Here is a 17,703-nt window from a genome sequence, read left to right as displayed (position 1 = left end):
ACTCAGACGAGCTGAATGAATCCATCAGACCAGATCAAGCGATTCCAGCTTGAGGGTACGTCGATTGACCTCCATCATCGAAATGATATCCATTTGGGGGGGCGGCAAGGGAAGATATTTTTTCTAGGTTGAGAACAATCCCTGGTAACAACATCTTTTCACTGGCAAGCTCAAAAAATTGTACTGATCAAATAAGCCGTGTAGCCCACGTAACAGGCCAGCAGCACCGTGCCCTCGATGCGGTTGATTCGGCCCCGCCCCCGAAATCCATAGCCGATGAAGAGCAACGACAGGGTCAGTGCGGCCATGAACAGCATGTCCCGATTGAAGACTTCCGGACCCACCGCCAGCGGGTGAATCGCGCCGGCGATCCCCACCACAGCCAGAGTGTTGAAGAGATTGGACCCCAGGATATTGCCGAGAGCGATATCGTGTTCGCCCTTCCCGGCTGCAATGAGTGACGAAGCCAGTTCCGGCAGAGAAGTGCCCACCGCGACGATGGTCAGGCCGATGATCAGATCGCTGACTCCGAATCCATGAGCGATCTCCACCGCGCCCCAGACCAGGATGCGGGAACTGACAATCAGCAGCACCAGCCCGACAACAAGCCGGAAGACGGCCCGGCGGATGGGCATGGCGTTGACTTCGAGCCCCTGCTCCATCGCATTTCCCAGCGAATCCTCTTTTGTCCGCAGCCCTTGCCAGATCGTCCAGGCCATCAGCCCGCCGAATACTGTAAGCAGCACGACCGCATCGAACCGGGTGATCTCCCCATCCCAAATCTGCCATGCGGCCAGGGCGGTCACGATGGTGAGAATGGGCAGTTCCTTGCGCAAGACCTGCGAATGGACGGCAATGGGGCTGATGAGAGCCGTGAGCCCCAGAATCAGAGCGATATTGGTGATGTTCGAGCCGTAGGCATTGCCAAGCGCAATCCCCGGGTTGCCCTGCGAGGCAGCCAGTGCCGAAACCACCATCTCCGGCGCGGAAGTGCCGAAACCGACGATCACCATGCCGATCAACAGCGGCGGCATGCCGAAATGGCGGGCGGTGGAAGCCGAGCCCTCCACAAAACGGTTGGCGCTCCACACCAGAAGCGCCAAACCGGAAACTACAGCGAGTATGGCCGGCATCATACGAACCAAGCCCTCCTTAAAAGCCGATGAGCCAAGATTCCCCTTGGCCGGTTCGTGAATGGCTCAGCCATTATTCCACTTGCTTCACCTCAGCAAGCTCCTCCGGAGGAAGAGCACGCAACGTGTGCTGAGTTACCGAAATTTTTATGATTGTTGTCGATCTGAATGCCTCAGAGCGGGTCAATTTTCAATTCCTGCTTCGAATCAACCTGTCCCGGGCGTGCAGCAGTCCGTTGAATATTGGTTCCGCCACACTGCTCGGGAAATCGATTGGTACTTGCCGAGCAACACTTGCAATCACGCCATCCAGTCGTTGGAGTATTTCCGAGATGATTGTTTCCATCTCATCCGTGGGAAAGTGGCAGGTTTTTGATGTACTGATCCAATGCCTGTTCAGAATTTTGAACCAATGATAATGGCGATTTGCTCCGCGCACAGCCATGGCCATTTTCATTTTGCGTTCCTCCAGATTCCGTTTCGCAAGACAGGGATACGCGGAAATGATGTCGTAAAGCGGAGTGAGGTGGTAAATCCCTCCCGCCTGAATATAAATGCTGAAATTTTTGGCATGCCCATCGATCGCCGCCAACAACCAGAAGAGGAAATTCGCCGTGAGGAATGTTTTTCTGTCCTCAAAACTTTTGGATGATCCGAGGAGCAGCTTCATGATGTTTTCAATGCCCGGCCCGCCGTCGCTTTCGTATTTGAGAGCTGGAGCGACGCCCAGCGCCTGACACATGTCCTCCTGAGGCAACCGGACGATCCAGGAATGATCTTCTGACGCCCTCCTGTCGAACCGTTTGATGACAAGAGCGTTTACCCCCGCAAACCGCCGCATGCTTGCTTCGGCAACGGGGACCTCGAATTCCTTGACGATTTGATGGCAAAGCCATTCGTTTTCCGACACTGTCGGACAAGTCAATGTTTTGATGTTCGAGGCGGCCGATCGGCAGCTTCAGGATATGGGTGGTCGGAGTTGATCCATGGGGACGATGCCATCTTCCATCGTGATGGAGCAACGCTGTTTTATCCTGCGCTCCAGCCAGTGAGATCCGAAAATCATCATCGCCGGAAATGCCGAGCGGCATGATCCGGCTGTTGCTGAGTATCCCGGCTATCTGGTCATCGCTGACGGGAGTGGCATCAATGTCATGGACTGGTGGAGGGTCTCTTTCGATCGGACAGAGTTGCACCGCACCGGTACAGTCACGCCCGATATGCGACAGCAGATCAAAGCTGTTGTCCGAGGGAGTCTGGAATTTCCGTTGGAGATGACGCCTGACGGCCTGGTTGTCCGGGAGGAGATTGTCATAATAATTTTCCACCACTTCCCCGGAATACGGCTCTGCTCGCAACGGCATTGAAAGCGACAGAGGCCGCGCTGAATTTTCGCGCATCCACTGTTCATGATAGGCAAATTCAAGCTTGCCGCTCGAATGACACCTGAGCGTCCCCACCCGGAGACCATTCATCCAGACGGAGAGTTCCCTTGAAAGCTTGCGGCGCCCCATTACCATGCATCCTCATCCGGCTTTTCTCTCGGCTGGATCACCAGCTCCAGATCGAGAGCCGCAAGAAGTCGAAAAAGCGTATCCACCCTGGTCGGAATTCCCCGTTCGATGCTCGAGACGGTGACTTGATTCACGCCCGCCGGTTTCCCGGCTTCAGTCTGGTTCAGCCCCTTGTCCTTGCGCAGGGCTCTGAGCGATGCTCCAAGAGACTCTGGCGAGGTGACCTTGATTCGTGATTGCATGGCTGTTGAATAGTGTTTCAATTTATAAATAAAATTTATTCTTTTTTTGATATAACTATAAAATATTGTCATTTCTGATAAGAAATGAAGTGGAGATCCGTTGGAATCCGGAGCAGGGCCGTCCCGGCGTACACCGCCCCCGACCCGCAGCGAAGGATTTGGCACGTGGACGCCCTGAAACTGGAGGACTTGGCTCCTCCGGCAGGAAACGTGAGGCAAAATCCAGAAAGGCGACTCCCGTGATAAGAACGGGGGCGAGCCTTAGAGCGATGATTTTTTGACTCGAGGGTGATCCCAAGGGGTGATGGCACCTCAACAAGTACGGGTGGGAAATCACGCCCCGCAACAGGAGAGGGTATCATTGATCAAGCAGGAGGCCGGTTGTGCGGCCTCCTGCTGTTGTTTCGACGCGTTCCGCGCGGGTTGGCTATTTGCGGAGCTGTTCAAACAGGGCCGCGGCTTCGGCAGGAGGTCTTTGCTCGATCCGTGTGTACACCCGGCCGTCCGGGGTGCGGGTCACCAACCTCCGATCCACGAGTTCGCGCCTGAGCAGGGCGTGGTCGCCGAAGCAGTGGCGCTCCTGCAGCCAGTCGCTGATCTCCCGCTCGGTCATGGAGGTCCTGGCCGGAAAGCGCGACCAGAGCGCCCACAGGCAGAACATGCGAAGGGTGAACTTCTTGGGCCAGCGGACAAGGCGCCCGTTGTCGTCGAACAGGCGCACCAGTTGTTTGACGAGCCGGTAGTCGACCTCGGCCTGGACAGGAGGAAAGGTTTGCAGGCTCGTGCCGGCCTCGTGCTGGGCCTTGAAGTGCTGGAAGTTGCGAAAGCCCCCAGCCCTGGCGAGCAGGTTCAGCATCTCCACGTGGCTCGGAGAACGTTCCAGACCGTCCAGGGACTTGCGCACAGAGCGGGCGAACGCACCAATGTCGTTCACCCCGAAAGGCAATGGATTTTTTGACATGACATCCTCGCTGACGCGCCTTGCTCAACGTCTTGAGTGCCGGTGGTCGCCGACTTCCGACTCGGCGCGCTGCATAGGTGTCGAGTTTTTGGAAGGATGGATGGCGGGTTTAGCTCCCCAAAAGGGGCGGCGACGCCTGGGTGAACCGCCGACCAGTGGGGAGAAGTACACCCATCCACCATGCCACGCAAGAGCAGGGCCGAACAGGCAATCATATGGGACGATGCCGACGACGAAGCTCTTGATATGTACTTCAAACGTCGCAACTCCTGATAGACGAACGTTTCCAGAATCCTCCCGAACAGTGAACGGTCCGCCCACAGCGCATCCCCGCTCAAACCCAGCAGTGCGCAGGGCAGGCCAGGCCCAACTTGTCGTCTAACTGTCGAAAAGATTGTCGTCTGATTGTCGATATCGTCATTGGTGGCTATGAATGGGCAACGAAGGGGAGTGTGACCTTGCTGTAGAGCCTTTCCCATAATCGAGTTCGAATCAAGTTGACATGGATATGACTCAGAGTAACATCAAGCCGAAAAGGGATTGATCCTCACATGCGACAATCTCGAGGAATATGACAAAAGCAAAGAGACCGAACGGGTCAGAGAAAAAAATCATCATTATCGCAGGCCCCAATGGAGCGGGAAAGACTACCTTTGCCCACGAATTTCTTCCCAATGAAGCAGCCTGCCCGGTGTTCATCAACGCGGACCTGATTGCATCCGGCCTGTCCCCCTTTGCTCCTGAGAAAGCCGCGCTACAGGCTGGTCGTCTGATGCTCAAAGAAATCTACCGACATGTCCGGCTTAACGAAAGTTTTGCCTTTGAAACCACGTTGGCCGGTCGAGGCTACGCCGTGCGGATTCCCGTTTGGCAGGCGGCTGGATATCGAATCAAACTGATTTTTCTTCGTCTGGCCAGCGTCGACTTGGCCATCGAACGTGTGGCCGTGCGAGTGAAACAGGGTGGCCACGATATTCCGGAAGCTGTCATCCGTCGTCGTTATGAAGCAGGCTGGCGGAATTTTCGCGATTTATACCGTGACCGCGTAGACTTCTGGCAGGTTTTTGATAATTCCAGAGATGTGCCGGTTTTGTTGGAGGAAAAAAATATGACGGAGCAACAAGCCCCTCGAGACCAGGATATGCTGCATACGGCTGCAGCACTGAAACGGGCTGCGAAAAAAGCACGTGAACTGGCGCGGCGGACACAAACCCCTTTGGTTGTCTATCGTGACGGCAAGGTGGAAAAACAGATGATCGTCCGGGAGGAGCCGCCATCGTGAGAAGGGAATCAGGATTGGTCAGGTCTGCTGCGAACCGTTCGGCTGCCTTCACGTTGTACGGCGTCGGCGTGCCGTACTCAGAATGCATGCGCTCTGTCCAACGATGATATAGACTTTAGAAATGTCTGATTGAGAGTAACTATTCAGCTGCGTTCCGGCTTGTCTCGATTTTCGGCATCGCAACTCCTTCGCCGGCTTCGTAACATCAAACCATTGCTTGAATAAACATCAATTTGCGCTCCAGGCGTTTGGCAATGGTTTGATGAACGAATCCTGGCTCAGTCAGACAGGCGATGCCAAAAAATCGAGACAAGCCGGAACATTCCGAGCATAGTCATAATAAGCAAGAAGCATATTTATCCTGTCCCCATGCTCTCCATTCCCTGATCATCCTCTTCCTCGTCCTGCTCCTGCCGTTCATCAGCGGCTACACTCCGCTGCTGGAATGGCGCGGCCTGCGCGTGACCATGGAAGGACTGCAGGCGGCGCTGCTCGTAGCCACTCGGTTCTTCTGCATCCTCTCCCTGGCCGTGGTTTTTCTGGGAACCACTCCGCTCCTGGTGAACATCAAGGCCATCCAGGCCATGGGATTGCCATATATCATGGCGGACATGGCCCTCCTGGTGGTGCGCTACATCGAGGTGCTCTCCGCCGATCTGCGCCGGGTGCGGATCTCCATGCGCCTTCGCGGCCATGCCGAGAAGTCCTGCTCCTGGCAGAACTTGCGCACCATGGCCTGGCTGACCGGAAGCTTGATCCTGCGCAGCTACGAACGCTCCCAAAGCGTGTACAAAGCCATGCGACTGCGCGGGTACGGCCACGCCGAAGGCAAACCCGCGGGTTTCAAGGCCACCCGCAAAGACATCGCCGGCCTGTGCACCGTTTACACAACGGTTGTGATGCTGGTCGTTCTAGAATTCCGGCTTTAGATTCCTGCATTAACCGCGCAGGCTTCAAGATCCGGTTCCTTCGCTAACGAAGTTTTCCTAGAAGAAAGTCCTGCAAATTCTTGGATCATTCCATTGCCAGCCTGGTTCATTCATGACTTCCATCCATCCACCGGCTTTCAGGGGAACATCCTTGCATACCAATACCTTGCTGTTTGTGAAAAGATAATAGACATCAAAGGTTAGCGTAGCATCCCTCTTGCCGCTCGTGTTGACGCTTGTTTCAGACCAGTGAACGCATCCGCGGCTCTCCCTTTTTATTGTTGCATGGTATCCTCTGTTGAATTTGTTGCCGCTTGTTTGGATGACCATAATATCGCCTTTGACAGGACCGCTGTGTGTTCTGTGATCATTTCTGTTGTAGATGCAAAATGCCATGGCATTATTGGTGAACCCTGAAAAGAATAAAAACAGGGCAAGGAACAAGGAACAGCTCTGAAGTTTTACAAATGACAACATAAACCCATCCCGAGTTTTAGATGTGAAAACGATTTGCAGAATATTCCCCGGTCCACAACAAGATGGTTTTCCCGATTCAAGCGGAGGCGATGCTCGACAGCCATGAGGAAAAACCCGTGTTTTCCCCACAGCACCCAAGGCGTGGAAGTAGGAAGACGGCGTCTATCGGGTTGTTTGCTTGAGGGAGTGACGGGCGGCACGGGGTTAATGAATCCCGTGTACCGTGTTGAACTTTGGTGTGAAAGGCGTTCAATAGACGGCTTCGCCCTCTGTTGGACGTCCGCTTGAAGGGAGGGTTGGGACGTTTCAGGTGTAATCGCATGGCCGCAATGCCGCCGTGCCAGGAGATGTCGCCATCAATGCTGCTCCCACTCCCGATAAGCCTTCGGCTTCACATCCCGGCATTTCTGCTCCACCTGATAGACAATGCGCTGGATCATGCTTTCATCCAGAGAAACAGGCAGTTTGCAAAAAAGACCGTGCGCGCCTTTTCCGTTGACAATGAAGATGTCCGGTTTGGCAGTGCGTTCGACATACCAGCCGGGTATGGCCAGGACAGGCTGAGCCTGGACCGGCTCGCCAACGGCCTTGCTCAGTTCGACGGAAAGCTCCGCTGCCTGGCGCTTGGCCTGCCGGATAGGTTCGCTCTCCGACCAACCTGGAAATTTGAGCAGTTTGCCGTCATAAAAGACTTTGTGGTCACCCTGTGGGTTCTTCTTTGTCGTGGGCTTCGATCTTGCCTTGGTTTCCACGGCAAAGACACCGGCGGGACCAATTAACACGTGATCAATGTTGTTTTTACTTGCTGGATAATCATGGAACACATGATAACCGTTTGCCAGAAGCTGATTCAGCTCCTGCCCCACAGCAATCTCTCCTTCGAAACCAAGACGGGCTTTACGTCGTTGAGTGAGCAGAAAATTCATCTTGTACAATCCGAAGCCATAGAACAAGGCGAAAGGTATGTAGAACAAAAGATTGTCTTGCAGGGCTCTGTCAGGATGGTGAAGATGCATGAAAAGGATTGAGTAAACAAAAATCGGCAAAAATAAAAGTACGAAAAGCCAACAGGTTATGTCCTCATTGATCAGTTCAATCCGTTTGAACTCGCTGTAGCCTGGTCCGCGCAAAAAGTCTTTGGTAAATGGCGATCGTTTTTGCCTTGTCTCAGTAAGTTTTTTGTGAACAATCAAAAAACCGAAGAGAACCGCAAGCGTGATGAAGAGGATCAAAATGGGGATGTATTGATATGCAAGTGTGAGCATGAAGGCCAGATCTTGGGAAATGTGCAAGAAAAAAATGGCCATACCTTTCAATGCAAGCAAAGGCAAACATATGCTGACGACCAGACGCGGATAGTGCCCGGACCGCGAGCACTCCGAAATCCGGTCTTGAGTCGCTCACCCCTTGGCCATGTTTGATAGCTTTATTGCTCCTCAATGTGAGGCATCTTGGTTCAGCACGCCCTGTCACACCGATTGTTGATCTGCGGCACTAATAACCGAAACGGGATCAGATGAATGGTGCATCATCTGCATGCAGGAATGCACGTCCCTGCCCGGAATCGATGTAGAAACCTGCCGGGCTATTGCAAGAACTTCTGCCCTCCGCCCCAGTCCGTCCTGACCGGGCAAGCCGTGATCTGGCCTCCACTTGATGCATGCGACAACTGCTTTATCCGGTGCGAATAATGGTGAACTCGAGGGTTGAATTTCAGGCATGCCTGAATGAGTGTTTTCAGGGCGATTGCGAGCATGACATCTGGTCCACATGGACCGACCGTGTAATCAAATAGTATCTACAGAATAAAGGAGATCGGTATGAGAAAACTGTTCCTCACCACGTTCCTGGCCCTGACCATGTTGTTCATCGCAATCCCCAACCTTCATGCCGTAACCAGAAGTGGTCCCCAAAAACTGGACAGCATGTTAAGGTGGAGTCCACGACACTGGAGGGACCATGAAGAGGACAAGATATTCAGCTGAGTTCAAGGCGAAGGTGGCTTTGGAGGCGTTGGCCGGGGATCTGACGACGTCGCAGCTTGCCGCAAGATACGGAGTTCATCCGAACCAGATTACGCAATGGAAGGCTCAGGCTCGAACCGGCATGGCCGAGGTATTCTCTAGAGGGCCTGAAAAGACAGCCAAATCCCATGAGCAAGAGATCAAGGAACTCCACGCCAAGATAGGCCAGTTGACGGTGGAGCGAGATTTTTTGGCCAAGGCCTCCGGGCGTTGAGCCAGGCCCGGAGGAAGGGCATGGTCGAGGTCGACCACCCGAGGCTCAGCATAGTGAGGCAGTGTGCGTTGCTTGGGACATGCCGCTCGGCGTACTATTACCAGCCCAAGGGGGAGTCGGCTGCGAGCCTTGCATTGATGCGGCTTATAGACGCGAAGTATCTCCAGTCTCCTTGCTTCGGCGCTCGCCAAATGACGCGCTGGCTATGCCGGAACGGGCACAGCGTAGGCCGGAGACGTGTTCGGCGGTTGATGGCGTTGATGGGGCTGAGCGCGATCTATCCCAAGCCTCGCACGACGGTTCCGGATCAGTCGCATCGGATCTATCCTTATCTTTTGCGGGACCTCTCGATTGACCGCCCGAATCAGGTCTGGTGCTCGGACATCACTTTTATTCCGATGCGGCAAGGGTTCATGTATCTGGTTGCGGTGATGGACTGGCACAGCCGCAAAGTATTGAGTTGGCGTCTGTCGAACACGATGGACGCCGCGTTCTGCGTCGAGGCACTGCAAGAGGCGCTGGTACGATATGGCCGTCCGGAGATCTTCAACACGGATCAAGGTTGTCAGTTCACCAGCCGGGAGTTCACAAGCGTTTTGATTTCAGCAGGTGTGCGCATTTCAATGGACGGCAAGGGCCGCTGGATGGACAATGTTTTCATAGAGCGGTTATGGCGGACGGTGAAGTATGAATGTATTCACCTGCATGAGTTCGCAACCGGCCGGGATGCCCGGACAATCCTTGGCGATTGGTTCGAGGACTACAACTCGGACAGGCCGCACTCAAGTTTGGAAGGCTTGGTGCCGAACGAGGTCTACGCAGACAATTCACTGCTTGGTTCGATAAAGCTGGGGGATGCGGCATGAAGGGCGATATCGCGGGTACCGCCGGTTTCTGGGGACGGTATCCGACGAGCTTTGTGTGGCCCATTCTCGACCGTCCCCAGAAACCGGCTTGTGCTTGAGGCCGGGATCAACTGCTGACGAGGGAGAAAGGACAGCGGCAACGAAAACAGGTCTCCACCTTAAGAGAGCCGCTGGCCTGTCCAATGAACCGGTACCACTTCAACCGGCACCTACATCGACTGCGTCCACGGCTGCCCCGACCTGATCGCCTGCAACAACTGCTGCAACGAGACGTTCAGGAGCATCCTGGGGGCCTGCGATGCGAAACGGGACCAGTGCGAGGCACTGTGCCCTCCGGGGGACATGGATTGTCTCGACGCATGCGTGATGACCAGGAACGATTGCCTCATGCAGGATATGCGGGATTTCGACTGCCCGCACTGGAAGGCCGGCGGCCCGCGGCCGGGTTTGACAAAGGCCGGCTGCGAGTTCTGCCACTAGTAAGCTCTGCCCCTCAACCCTCTGAAGCAAAAGATTTATGCAATTCAGCACTGCTTGCGTAAAGCCTCATTCGCTGGTTCCCAAGCTCCGGCTTGGGAACCAGCGGAAATCAATCATTCCCGCGAAGGTGGGCGCTATCGCTATCCAGTCCGTTTTGGGACGTACTGAGTACAGGGTAATTGCGCCGCAAAACCCTGAGCTTTGACCAGGCATGCGCCATACAGCTGGAGGCTGAGCAGCTGCTTGGCGGCTGTGAGCACGAGGCCGACTCCAGGCAAGTGCTCGAACTCGTGAGGCCAGCGACTGCTCAGCCTACGACTGCGAGTTCGTGGCGGTTGCGGAAGCGCTTGATGCGACTTTGATAACCATGGACGCCAAGCTGCCCAAGGCGTTTCCGAAGATTGCCGAATCTTTCACGGCACTTTAGCCGAAGAAGCCGAGGTATGTTTTTGCCGCAAACCGGAATAAGCAATCGTCTTCCCGCGCTTCCGACGCCTAGCCTTCGACTACGACCTGGAAGCCTCCATAGGCCATCTGTTTCATGTCGAAGGGCATGACCATATCCTTAAATTCTTCCGCCTTCTCCCCCATCTCCTTCATCACCTTGGCATTTACCTCATCGCGATGCTCTTTGGATTTGAAAATGATGAAGGAAAACCACACGGTTTGATCGCCCTTGGCTCCAGCCATATCAGGAAACGAGCGGGTTTTCTCGCCGCCCATCTCCTGGGGGGCAAGGTCGTCGCCTCGACATTCATAATACGCCAGCGCCCCATGCTTCATCCAGGAATCACGACCGCTTTCAGCCATCTTCTTGTACTCTTCACCCTTGTCATCAGGGATTACGAGCACAAAACCGTCCACATACTTCGCCATATTGCAGTACCCCCTTCTCGGATTGAAATTCTTGCTGATGTAAATTCACAAATGACTGAGCCAAGCGTCCATGCACGATGAAATTCAATCTCAAATGCAAATCTTTAGCCCAGTATTTATTCGAAACTCTCACAAGTACTTCGTTAATCAATGGGGTTGACCCTGTACTCAGGCGGGATAAACCGTATATTGGCATGTCCAAAGCATCTCTCATCAGCACAGGAAGCCTGCTTTGTATTAATGATCTGATGATTTCCGAACACCGCAAGCAGCACAAGCGCATCGAACCGGGTAATCTCCCCATCCCAGATCTGCCATGCGGCCAGGGCGGTCACCATGGTGAGAATGGGCAGTTCCTTGCGCAAGACCTGCGAATGGACGGCAATGGGGCTGATGAGAGCCGTGAACCCCAGAATCAGAGCGATATTGGTGATGTTCGAGCCGTAGGCATTGCCAAGCGCAATCCCCGGGTTGCCCTGCGAGGCAGCCAGTGCCGAAACCACCATCTCCGGCGCGGAGGTGCCGAAACCGACGATCACCATGCCGATCAACAGCGGCGGCATGCCGAAATGGTGGGCGGTGGAGGCCGAGCCCTCCACAAAACGGTTGGCGCTCCACACCAGAAGCGCCAAACCAAAAACTACAGCGATGAAGGCCGGTATCATGCGAGCTAAAAACCGCTAAAAGCGGATGAACCTGGATCCCCCTTGGTCTGTTCGGTTCCCAAGCCTGGAATCGAATTGGATGGACCTGCCCCTTTTACTGAGTGTTGAAAGCCCTTTGGCGGCAGTCCGCTCAAAAACCCCAAGTGCAAGGAGCAAGAAAAGTGAAAGGCCGAAGCGTAGTTAGTAATACGTGAGAGTTTGAGCTTTTTTGCAGCGACGCAGCATTGGGAGTTTAACGGACTGTTAAGATTGGATCAGCGTCCTCTCCCCAGCTTGGACAACACGCCATTCCCTGCCTCGGTCATCGTTCAGGATCACTGTGAAAACGGACCTGCCAATCGAGACGGAACGTCCGTCCTCCGAATAGTCGTCAATCCCGAAATGGGCGAGAGAACCGCCGCGGTCACAGCGCCAGGAGGCGCCAGTTGCCCGGCGTTTCGAAGGAGCGTTCTCCGACACATCCCGGCAAGAATCCGGTTCCTTTCAATGTCGAATTCCGCGGGTTCGATTCGCAGCTCAAGGAGGTCAATCGTCACCAAAGGCGCCTGGTGCTGATACGCCAGCCAGGCATAATGCTGGGCCGAACAGGCAAACATATGGGCGATGCCGCCGGCGAAGCTCTTGATATGCCTGCGGCCCAATTTCTTTTGCCTGAATGTCGTTTCTGCCGTTTCCACTGATCGAAATCCGTGCAACAGCAACAGTAAGGGATAACTGCTTGACCTTCTTTCGAGAACATTTGTCTGCCAATGGCCAAGAGCCAAATCATCTCAGAATGCCGTATATGAATTTGCTTCGCCCCCGAGCAAGCACATTTGCCCAATCCCCTTTTGTTCCCCTACATGATAGAGGGCATCAGGAAACTCAATCTGAAGTGGTCTGGCCATGCAATCGTCCTAACTGAACGAAATGAAATAAGACCGGACTCCTTTTCCTGGTCAATGAGGCGCCGAGGACATCTGCGATACCTGCGGTGAGAGTCGTGACCTCGCTTCCAAGATAAAATCAACTGATAACAGCCGCAAGCCGTTTCATTGAGTACACCCCATCCATCCCGCCGACTGGCATGAACCTCCTCTCATTCTTGGAATCCAGAAGGTGCTTTACTCCGTCGAACACCTCGGACACGAACTCTTTGGAGCCGATGATGCCGGAATCGGTAAAATATCGGCATCGATGGCGGAAGACGTCGGCGCGGCTTAGCTTGTAGCCTTTTTTTCGTTCGCGTTTGACAATTTCCGGATTGAGCTGCTTGCCTTTGCCGGTGTCCATGGCTCCGGTTTCGTAGACGAACTGCCGGTATTTGCGGACGATCTCCTTTGGCTCAAGCTCATTCCACTCCTTCAAACCCAGGTCCAGGTCAAGCAGGCCGTCCCGGTTTCCTCGCTGCACCAGATATCCCAGGCCGGACCAGCGGTAGTCCTCGGGCTTCTGCACCAAACCGGCCCGGACGGGATTGAGGTCCACATAGGCCAGCAAATTGACCAGACTGGCCCCCTCCTGCACGATCACGCTCTTGAACCGATCCCCCCAGAAAAAGCCTTTTCTGTTCCTGCGTTTGTTGAAATACCGGGTAAAACCCTGCTTGATGTCCTTCATGAAGGCACCCAGATTGACCAGCCGCCGCCGATAGTCCTGCACCTGATGCGGCATGATTTCGACATCCTTGCCGAACTGCTTTTTGAACCGCTTCACGATTTCCGCATCCGTGGCCGCTTCCTCGGTGTGCATCCTGACAACCAGATGGAAATGATTGCCCATCAGGCAAAACCCAAGCAAATCAACGAAATAGAATTTGCAAAGCCTAGCCACAATGGCCATGAGGCGGTCCTTCTCGATGTCCTGCAACGGAAAGCCGTCCAAGGCCGTTCTGGACATAACGTGATAGATGGTAGGTCGGTCATCTCGTACAAATCTGGCTATGCGTCCCATGCTTTCCTCCGGGAGGTCTTGAGTTGGCAGGTGAAAGAGAACGTAAAGGTGAATATCCGCGCCTGTCCAGCATATTTATCCTGTCCCCTTTTTGCTTTTTTGCTCGTGGAACGAAGCTTTGCGCATACCCTGGATCGTGGAGGCATGCGGCGCGTCTGGCTTCGCGGCCTTGAAAACGTCCGAAACGCTACCTGATTCATGTTGCCGCATTCAACCTTGGTCTGCTCATGCGCAAACTGATCGGATTCGGCACCCCGAAAGGGGCCGCAGATGAGCTTGAATCGGCTTTAATAATGATCAAATGTGACTCTTTTTGCTTTCTGGCGCTCATATTCATGATCGGCGACTATAAATTTGTCGTTTTGGTCTTTCACACAGCCAATTATGCCTGAAATCAAAATGTCGTTTTCTCAACGGGCTGATAAGCGGTTGCAATGAAGCGCAGCGGAATTGCAATCCGGCTTAATGCGGTTGTTGTGCAACTTCTTTGTTGTATAGAGTAATAAATGATTCCATTCTGTTTCTCACAACTAGTTTCAAATGAGTGGCTGCGATTTCATACGCTAATTCCTTGCACCACTTTTCGTCTCTTAATTTACCGCGATAATCAAAATCCTCTCCGAGCTGATCTATTTCAGCATTCAAATCAGTGATTATTTCAGCCAGCAATTTGCAGATAGCAGCGGAAAAACAAGACCGATGTTTTGGAACTCTAACAAATTTTTCGGGAGATTTTAAAATTTCAATTGAATTGCCATCACTTCCTTCAAAAAGTAAGCGTAAAACATAAAGGATAAAAAATTTAGTTAAATCATACTTTGCAAACAATTTGTTGCTTATATGTTGCTGCTGGCTGATAAATGCTTTTACTATAACATGGCAAAGCATAATTCTGTCTGCTGTCACATTCGGACGACCAAATAAATCAGAATGTTTTTCTTCAAAGATCTGATATTTACGATGTGTTGCCCAAGGAATTTTTAAATCAAAAGCCATAAGATACTGACCAGCAACTTCATTAGTAATTACTTCAGACCCACCGGATTCTTCTCCGCGTTTTATTTCATAAAAAAAATCAGAACCATAAATATCTGAAAACTCATTTTGTAATCTGATTTGGATATTATTGTTGGATTTAAAATCTCTAGCCTTTACGCCATTTTGATTATTCGAAAAACGAGTAATCATTTCAGAAAGTGGAGATTGAGGAGAAGCCTGAATAAACTTAGTGAGCACACGTAGCTCATCAGTTAAATGACGTTGATTATTAAAGAGTGAATTCAAGCTTTGACAACCGTTAACGACATAATAATTTTGTGCTTCAATAGTTTCATTGGTTCGCAAAACAGAATCTGCGACTACCGTAATGCCATTATGAAAAAGCGGGAAAAGTTTATGTTTGTTTGGATCGGCAATGCTTTTTGCTATATCTTTGTTAACTCCTGTCTTACCCAATGGGCCGCGTACATTAAAGGCAAAAATTGCCTGATTAGCAATTCCTTCCATTGTCACAAGCTCTTTTGCTTTGATTGGTGCAATAACAGCTCTATGTTGTTGATCAACTATATATTCTGTGACATCGTAACCTGAAATATCAAAATATTTTGATTGAGTTGGAGGTATGTCCCGGCCAGAAGAAACATAAGTGGTCTCAAGTTGAGACGTACCAATGAATGTTATATGTGGGGCAGATTGCAGAAATGCTTTTCCATTAGCATCAATATTGCCGTTACAAATAAAGTACCCTCTTATTTCATATTCTGAAAGATGCCGCTTTAAACCTAAACGATTGATAAGAAGTGCAACCTGTGCACCTCCTGCTGTAGCTATCAAATTATCAATGGCCTCTGTGGTTGATATCTGTGAAAGTGCTCCGCAAAATTCGCGAAGGAGTTTGTCTCCAACATCAGGATTAGGTTTTTGAAATAATTTACTTTGATATACTTCTATTGTATTTGCATCAGAGTTCAGATATAAACCATCAATTCCTTTGTCTCCACTCTCATCACAAACAGAATCAACAGCTTCAAGAGAATCGAGTCTAAGATAGTTTTCGAAATACCATATTAGAAAAGATGCACTTTCGTTGCGCCTCGGAGCTAAATGCTGCGGAAATAAATTCAGAACGTTTGGGTAAGTAAGATCGATCACTGTTAATAATCCTTTAGTATGCATAACGGGCCGAAGCCGGTCAGCCCCGACCCGTTCCCGCGACGCGGAAGCGTCGCGGGAACAGTGTTTTTATATGGGACTCGCAAAAAATCCGCCCCTCCAAATTCCCGGCCTTAACACCAACTGATTTTACAAGCACTTTTTGAAAAATGGTCCAGATTTGCCATGTATTTCAGTGAATTGAGAAATGTCTATCAAATCCTTATTAAATCCGAGGTCAGCTTTATACTTTGTGCTGAAGTTAGCTTTATGCGGCAGTCATACGTTTACAACATTGTGGGACATAAAGTTAAAAGATGAACGTATTCGTGATCATTTTTGACGATGGGGAGCAGGACTTGAAGGTCGGTGCCCTCCCGAATCGTTATCGCGCATATCGAATTCCGGTACTGGCTTCGAGAAACCGAACATAAGCCTGTTGCGGGAACTTTTAAGCGACATTTGACCTGGAAGCAATCATATTTTATCCCAATCGTTCGAATACCGTCAGAAAGATATGCGTTTTTCCTCAACCGACTTGAATCCCAGCATTCCGGAGTAAGCAGTTCGAATGCGGCTCCGTTACATTCCACGCAGTGATGGACCAACCGCGATCACCATGATTGCCAACCACACGACAAAAACCATTACCGCCGCAATGAGAATCGAATAAATGGTTCTCAGCCATCCGAACGATCTCTGTCCGTTGGATCCTCGCAGGAGAATCGCCCCTCCCAAAACGAGGAGGATAAATATTCCGATTAATCCAATGCTTGTTGTCATGGATGGGCATCCAGGATGCTACCCAACGGTCAAGCTCGCCAGCAATGGAACGCAGCGGAATTGCCTTCCGAGTGCAGCGCCTTGTTAACAAATTGGCGCATATTCCTTTGCGCTCTCTTGATACGTCACACCAAAAATTGTGTCGCCCAGCCATTTCTTGAACGATGGGTTATCGCTGAACTGTTTGAACAGTTCGGTGTGGTCGGACAAGAGGTCGATCATGACGCGTTGCAGCGCGGCGTCGTGTTCGATCCGGCGGTCTTTTTGTCGTTGTTCTTCATGGCGTTCTGGTAGGCCGAATCCGCGGCCACCTTGGCCGGGATTTCCTCGGCGATGACCTTGCGGATCTTGTCGCCGTCCTTCCATTCGATATTGCCGAACTGGTCGTTGAACGTCTTGATGATGTTGCTCAGTTGGTCCAGCTCCGGTTCCGGCTTGCGACCGCCGCTGGTGGGCACGGGTCCGATTTCGGCATCCTGATCCGGAAGGCCGATCTTAAGGCTGGTTTTCACCTCGACGCGGTAGCTGTCCATGTCGATGGCCTCCAGGATGCCCCGGGAGAGATCCTCTTCCTTGGGCGCGGGGAGCTTCGGAATCAGGAAGTTCAGGAAGATCGACAGTTTTTCCCAATCGGCATTCGAATATGGCAGGATCGAGGCCAGGAATCCGTAGGTGGGATTCACGGAGTGGGAGATGGCCAAGAAGGAACCCGAGATCTTTCACCACCAACGGCAATAGGGGCGGCTGAATAAGCCTGACAGGGCAAACGCTTATTCCCGGCTCCGCTCCAGCTCAGATATGAACCGCTCCAGGTCGTTGGGCTCTCCTTCTCGGTAGTCTTCCGGATAGAGCAGTGCGGACATGTAGAAAATGCTGTCCAGTTTGAGCGCGGTGGAAGCGCTCATGGAGAATTTATCCAGGCGGTAGTTGATCTCCTCGCGTTCCTCCAGCGGAAGCTGCTCCACAAAAGATCCCATAGTCTTGGGCAGGTACTGCAATACCTCCGCCTTCTCCCGCATCCGCTTCCTGTAGAAAGCATCGTCCCCCCGCCCGTGCAGGGTCGCCAACGCATCCGTCTCGATCCGACGGATTTCCTTGGCCACCCCGCTGAGCGCGGTCACGAGTCTTGTGAGCGCGTCGTCCGCCATGCATCATCCTCACTAAAGCACTTTGT

Annotated in this window: 17 protein-coding genes and 2 pseudogenes; 6 read left to right on the top strand and 13 right to left on the bottom strand. The window is 52.2% G+C overall.

What is annotated here, in order from left to right; genetic code table 11:
• Positions 1 to 170: 170 nt before the first annotated feature.
• From BLP93_RS08625 to BLP93_RS08610, 5 genes and pseudogenes are all read right to left on the bottom strand, one after another.
• The gene (locus BLP93_RS08625) at positions 171 to 1,136 is read right to left on the bottom strand and encodes a calcium/sodium antiporter (protein ID WP_092120066.1); all 966 of its coding nucleotides are present in this window, start codon (positions 1,134 to 1,136) and stop codon (positions 171 to 173) included.
• A 187-nt stretch (positions 1,137 to 1,323) separates the two neighbouring features.
• Positions 1,324 to 2,043: a HipA domain-containing protein gene (locus BLP93_RS17190; RefSeq protein ID WP_244148694.1), complete on the bottom strand. Its 720-nt coding sequence runs from the start codon at positions 2,041 to 2,043 to the stop codon at positions 1,324 to 1,326.
• A gap of 289 nt (positions 2,044 to 2,332) precedes the next feature.
• A pseudogene (locus BLP93_RS17695) lies at positions 2,333 to 2,647 on the bottom strand (HipA N-terminal domain-containing protein); the annotation flags it as partial.
• On the bottom strand, positions 2,647 to 2,889 hold the full coding sequence (locus BLP93_RS08615) for a helix-turn-helix domain-containing protein (protein ID WP_092120063.1): 243 nt from the start codon (positions 2,887 to 2,889) through the stop codon (positions 2,647 to 2,649). The gene BLP93_RS08615 and the pseudogene BLP93_RS17695, both read right to left, overlap by 1 nt.
• Positions 2,890 to 3,316: 427 nt before the next feature.
• Positions 3,317 to 3,850: a DUF2087 domain-containing protein gene (locus BLP93_RS08610; RefSeq protein WP_092120060.1), complete on the bottom strand. Its 534-nt coding sequence runs from the start codon at positions 3,848 to 3,850 to the stop codon at positions 3,317 to 3,319.
• Between the two features lie 571 nt (positions 3,851 to 4,421).
• Between BLP93_RS08610 and BLP93_RS08600 the strand changes: the two genes are divergently transcribed.
• Positions 4,422 to 5,132: an ATPase gene (locus BLP93_RS08600; RefSeq protein ID WP_092120054.1), complete on the top strand. Its 711-nt coding sequence runs from the start codon at positions 4,422 to 4,424 to the stop codon at positions 5,130 to 5,132.
• 293 nt (positions 5,133 to 5,425) lie between these two features.
• Complete coding sequence (locus BLP93_RS08595; RefSeq protein ID WP_092120051.1) at positions 5,426 to 6,061, top strand: energy-coupling factor transporter transmembrane component T family protein; 636 nt, start codon at positions 5,426 to 5,428, stop codon at positions 6,059 to 6,061.
• A gap of 57 nt (positions 6,062 to 6,118) precedes the next feature.
• Here the strand turns inward: BLP93_RS08595 and BLP93_RS08590 are convergent, their stop codons facing one another.
• Both BLP93_RS08590 and BLP93_RS08585 read right to left on the bottom strand, forming a co-directional pair.
• Positions 6,119 to 6,538, bottom strand: a complete 420-nt coding sequence (locus tag BLP93_RS08590; protein WP_092120048.1) for a hypothetical protein — start codon at positions 6,536 to 6,538, stop codon at positions 6,119 to 6,121.
• Positions 6,539 to 6,894: 356 nt separating this feature from the next.
• Positions 6,895 to 7,554 carry a nuclease-related domain-containing protein gene (locus BLP93_RS08585; protein ID WP_161946254.1) on the bottom strand — a complete coding sequence of 220 codons (660 nt, stop codon included), beginning with the start codon at positions 7,552 to 7,554 and terminating at the stop codon, positions 6,895 to 6,897.
• A gap of 804 nt (positions 7,555 to 8,358) precedes the next feature.
• Between BLP93_RS08585 and BLP93_RS16905 the strand changes: the two genes are divergently transcribed.
• Positions 8,359 to 8,523 (top strand): hypothetical protein, encoded by a 165-nt coding sequence (locus BLP93_RS16905; protein ID WP_153304282.1) that lies wholly within the window; start codon positions 8,359 to 8,361, stop codon positions 8,521 to 8,523.
• A protein-coding gene (locus BLP93_RS08580; protein ID WP_425248222.1) for an IS3 family transposase occupies positions 8,498 to 9,642 on the top strand; the annotation gives its coding sequence in 2 pieces (ribosomal slippage) (positions 8,498 to 8,762 and positions 8,762 to 9,642; 1,146 coding nt in all). The genes BLP93_RS16905 and BLP93_RS08580 overlap by 26 nt, the downstream gene beginning before the upstream one ends.
• Positions 9,643 to 10,617: 975 nt before the next feature.
• Here BLP93_RS08580 and BLP93_RS08570 read toward each other — a convergent pair.
• Together BLP93_RS08570 and BLP93_RS08565 are read right to left on the bottom strand one after the other, a co-directional pair.
• Positions 10,618 to 10,986 (bottom strand): DUF1428 domain-containing protein, encoded by a 369-nt coding sequence (locus BLP93_RS08570; protein ID WP_208596601.1) that lies wholly within the window; start codon positions 10,984 to 10,986, stop codon positions 10,618 to 10,620.
• A gap of 155 nt (positions 10,987 to 11,141) precedes the next feature.
• Complete coding sequence (locus BLP93_RS08565) at positions 11,142 to 11,663, bottom strand: sodium:calcium antiporter (protein ID WP_244148692.1); 522 nt, start codon at positions 11,661 to 11,663, stop codon at positions 11,142 to 11,144.
• Positions 11,664 to 12,088: 425 nt separating this feature from the next.
• On the opposite strand from BLP93_RS08565, the gene BLP93_RS16900 reads away from it, so the two are divergent.
• Entirely contained in the window at positions 12,089 to 12,343 is a 255-nt protein-coding gene (locus BLP93_RS16900) for a hypothetical protein (RefSeq protein WP_153304281.1), read from the top strand.
• Between the two features lie 325 nt (positions 12,344 to 12,668).
• On the opposite strand, the gene BLP93_RS08555 is transcribed toward BLP93_RS16900, so the two are convergent.
• Positions 12,669 to 13,595 (bottom strand): transposase, encoded by a 927-nt coding sequence (locus tag BLP93_RS08555; protein WP_092120039.1) that lies wholly within the window; start codon positions 13,593 to 13,595, stop codon positions 12,669 to 12,671.
• Between the two features lie 102 nt (positions 13,596 to 13,697).
• Between BLP93_RS08555 and BLP93_RS17690 the strand changes: the two are divergent.
• Positions 13,698 to 13,867, top strand: a pseudogene (locus tag BLP93_RS17690) (transposase); the annotation flags it as partial.
• A gap of 190 nt (positions 13,868 to 14,057) precedes the next feature.
• On the opposite strand, the gene BLP93_RS08550 reads toward BLP93_RS17690, so the two are convergent.
• The 3 genes from BLP93_RS08550 to BLP93_RS08535 form a co-directional block, all read right to left on the bottom strand.
• The gene (locus tag BLP93_RS08550) at positions 14,058 to 15,746 is read right to left on the bottom strand and encodes an AIPR family protein (RefSeq protein ID WP_161946253.1); all 1,689 of its coding nucleotides are present in this window, start codon (positions 15,744 to 15,746) and stop codon (positions 14,058 to 14,060) included.
• Positions 15,747 to 16,747: 1,001 nt separating this feature from the next.
• The gene (locus tag BLP93_RS08540) at positions 16,748 to 17,230 is read right to left on the bottom strand and encodes a hypothetical protein (RefSeq protein ID WP_244148691.1); all 483 of its coding nucleotides are present in this window, start codon (positions 17,228 to 17,230) and stop codon (positions 16,748 to 16,750) included.
• 69 nt (positions 17,231 to 17,299) lie between these two features.
• Positions 17,300 to 17,677 (bottom strand): hypothetical protein, encoded by a 378-nt coding sequence (locus BLP93_RS08535; RefSeq protein ID WP_092120030.1) that lies wholly within the window; start codon positions 17,675 to 17,677, stop codon positions 17,300 to 17,302.
• Positions 17,678 to 17,703 lie beyond the last annotated feature (26 nt).

It is taken from the genome of Desulfonatronum thiosulfatophilum (assembly GCF_900104215.1).
Classification (GTDB): Bacteria; Desulfobacterota; Desulfovibrionia; order Desulfovibrionales; family Desulfonatronaceae; genus Desulfonatronum; species Desulfonatronum thiosulfatophilum.
The sequence above is the reverse complement of the archived record's forward strand: the minus strand, read 5'-3'. Positions and strand labels throughout refer to the sequence as shown.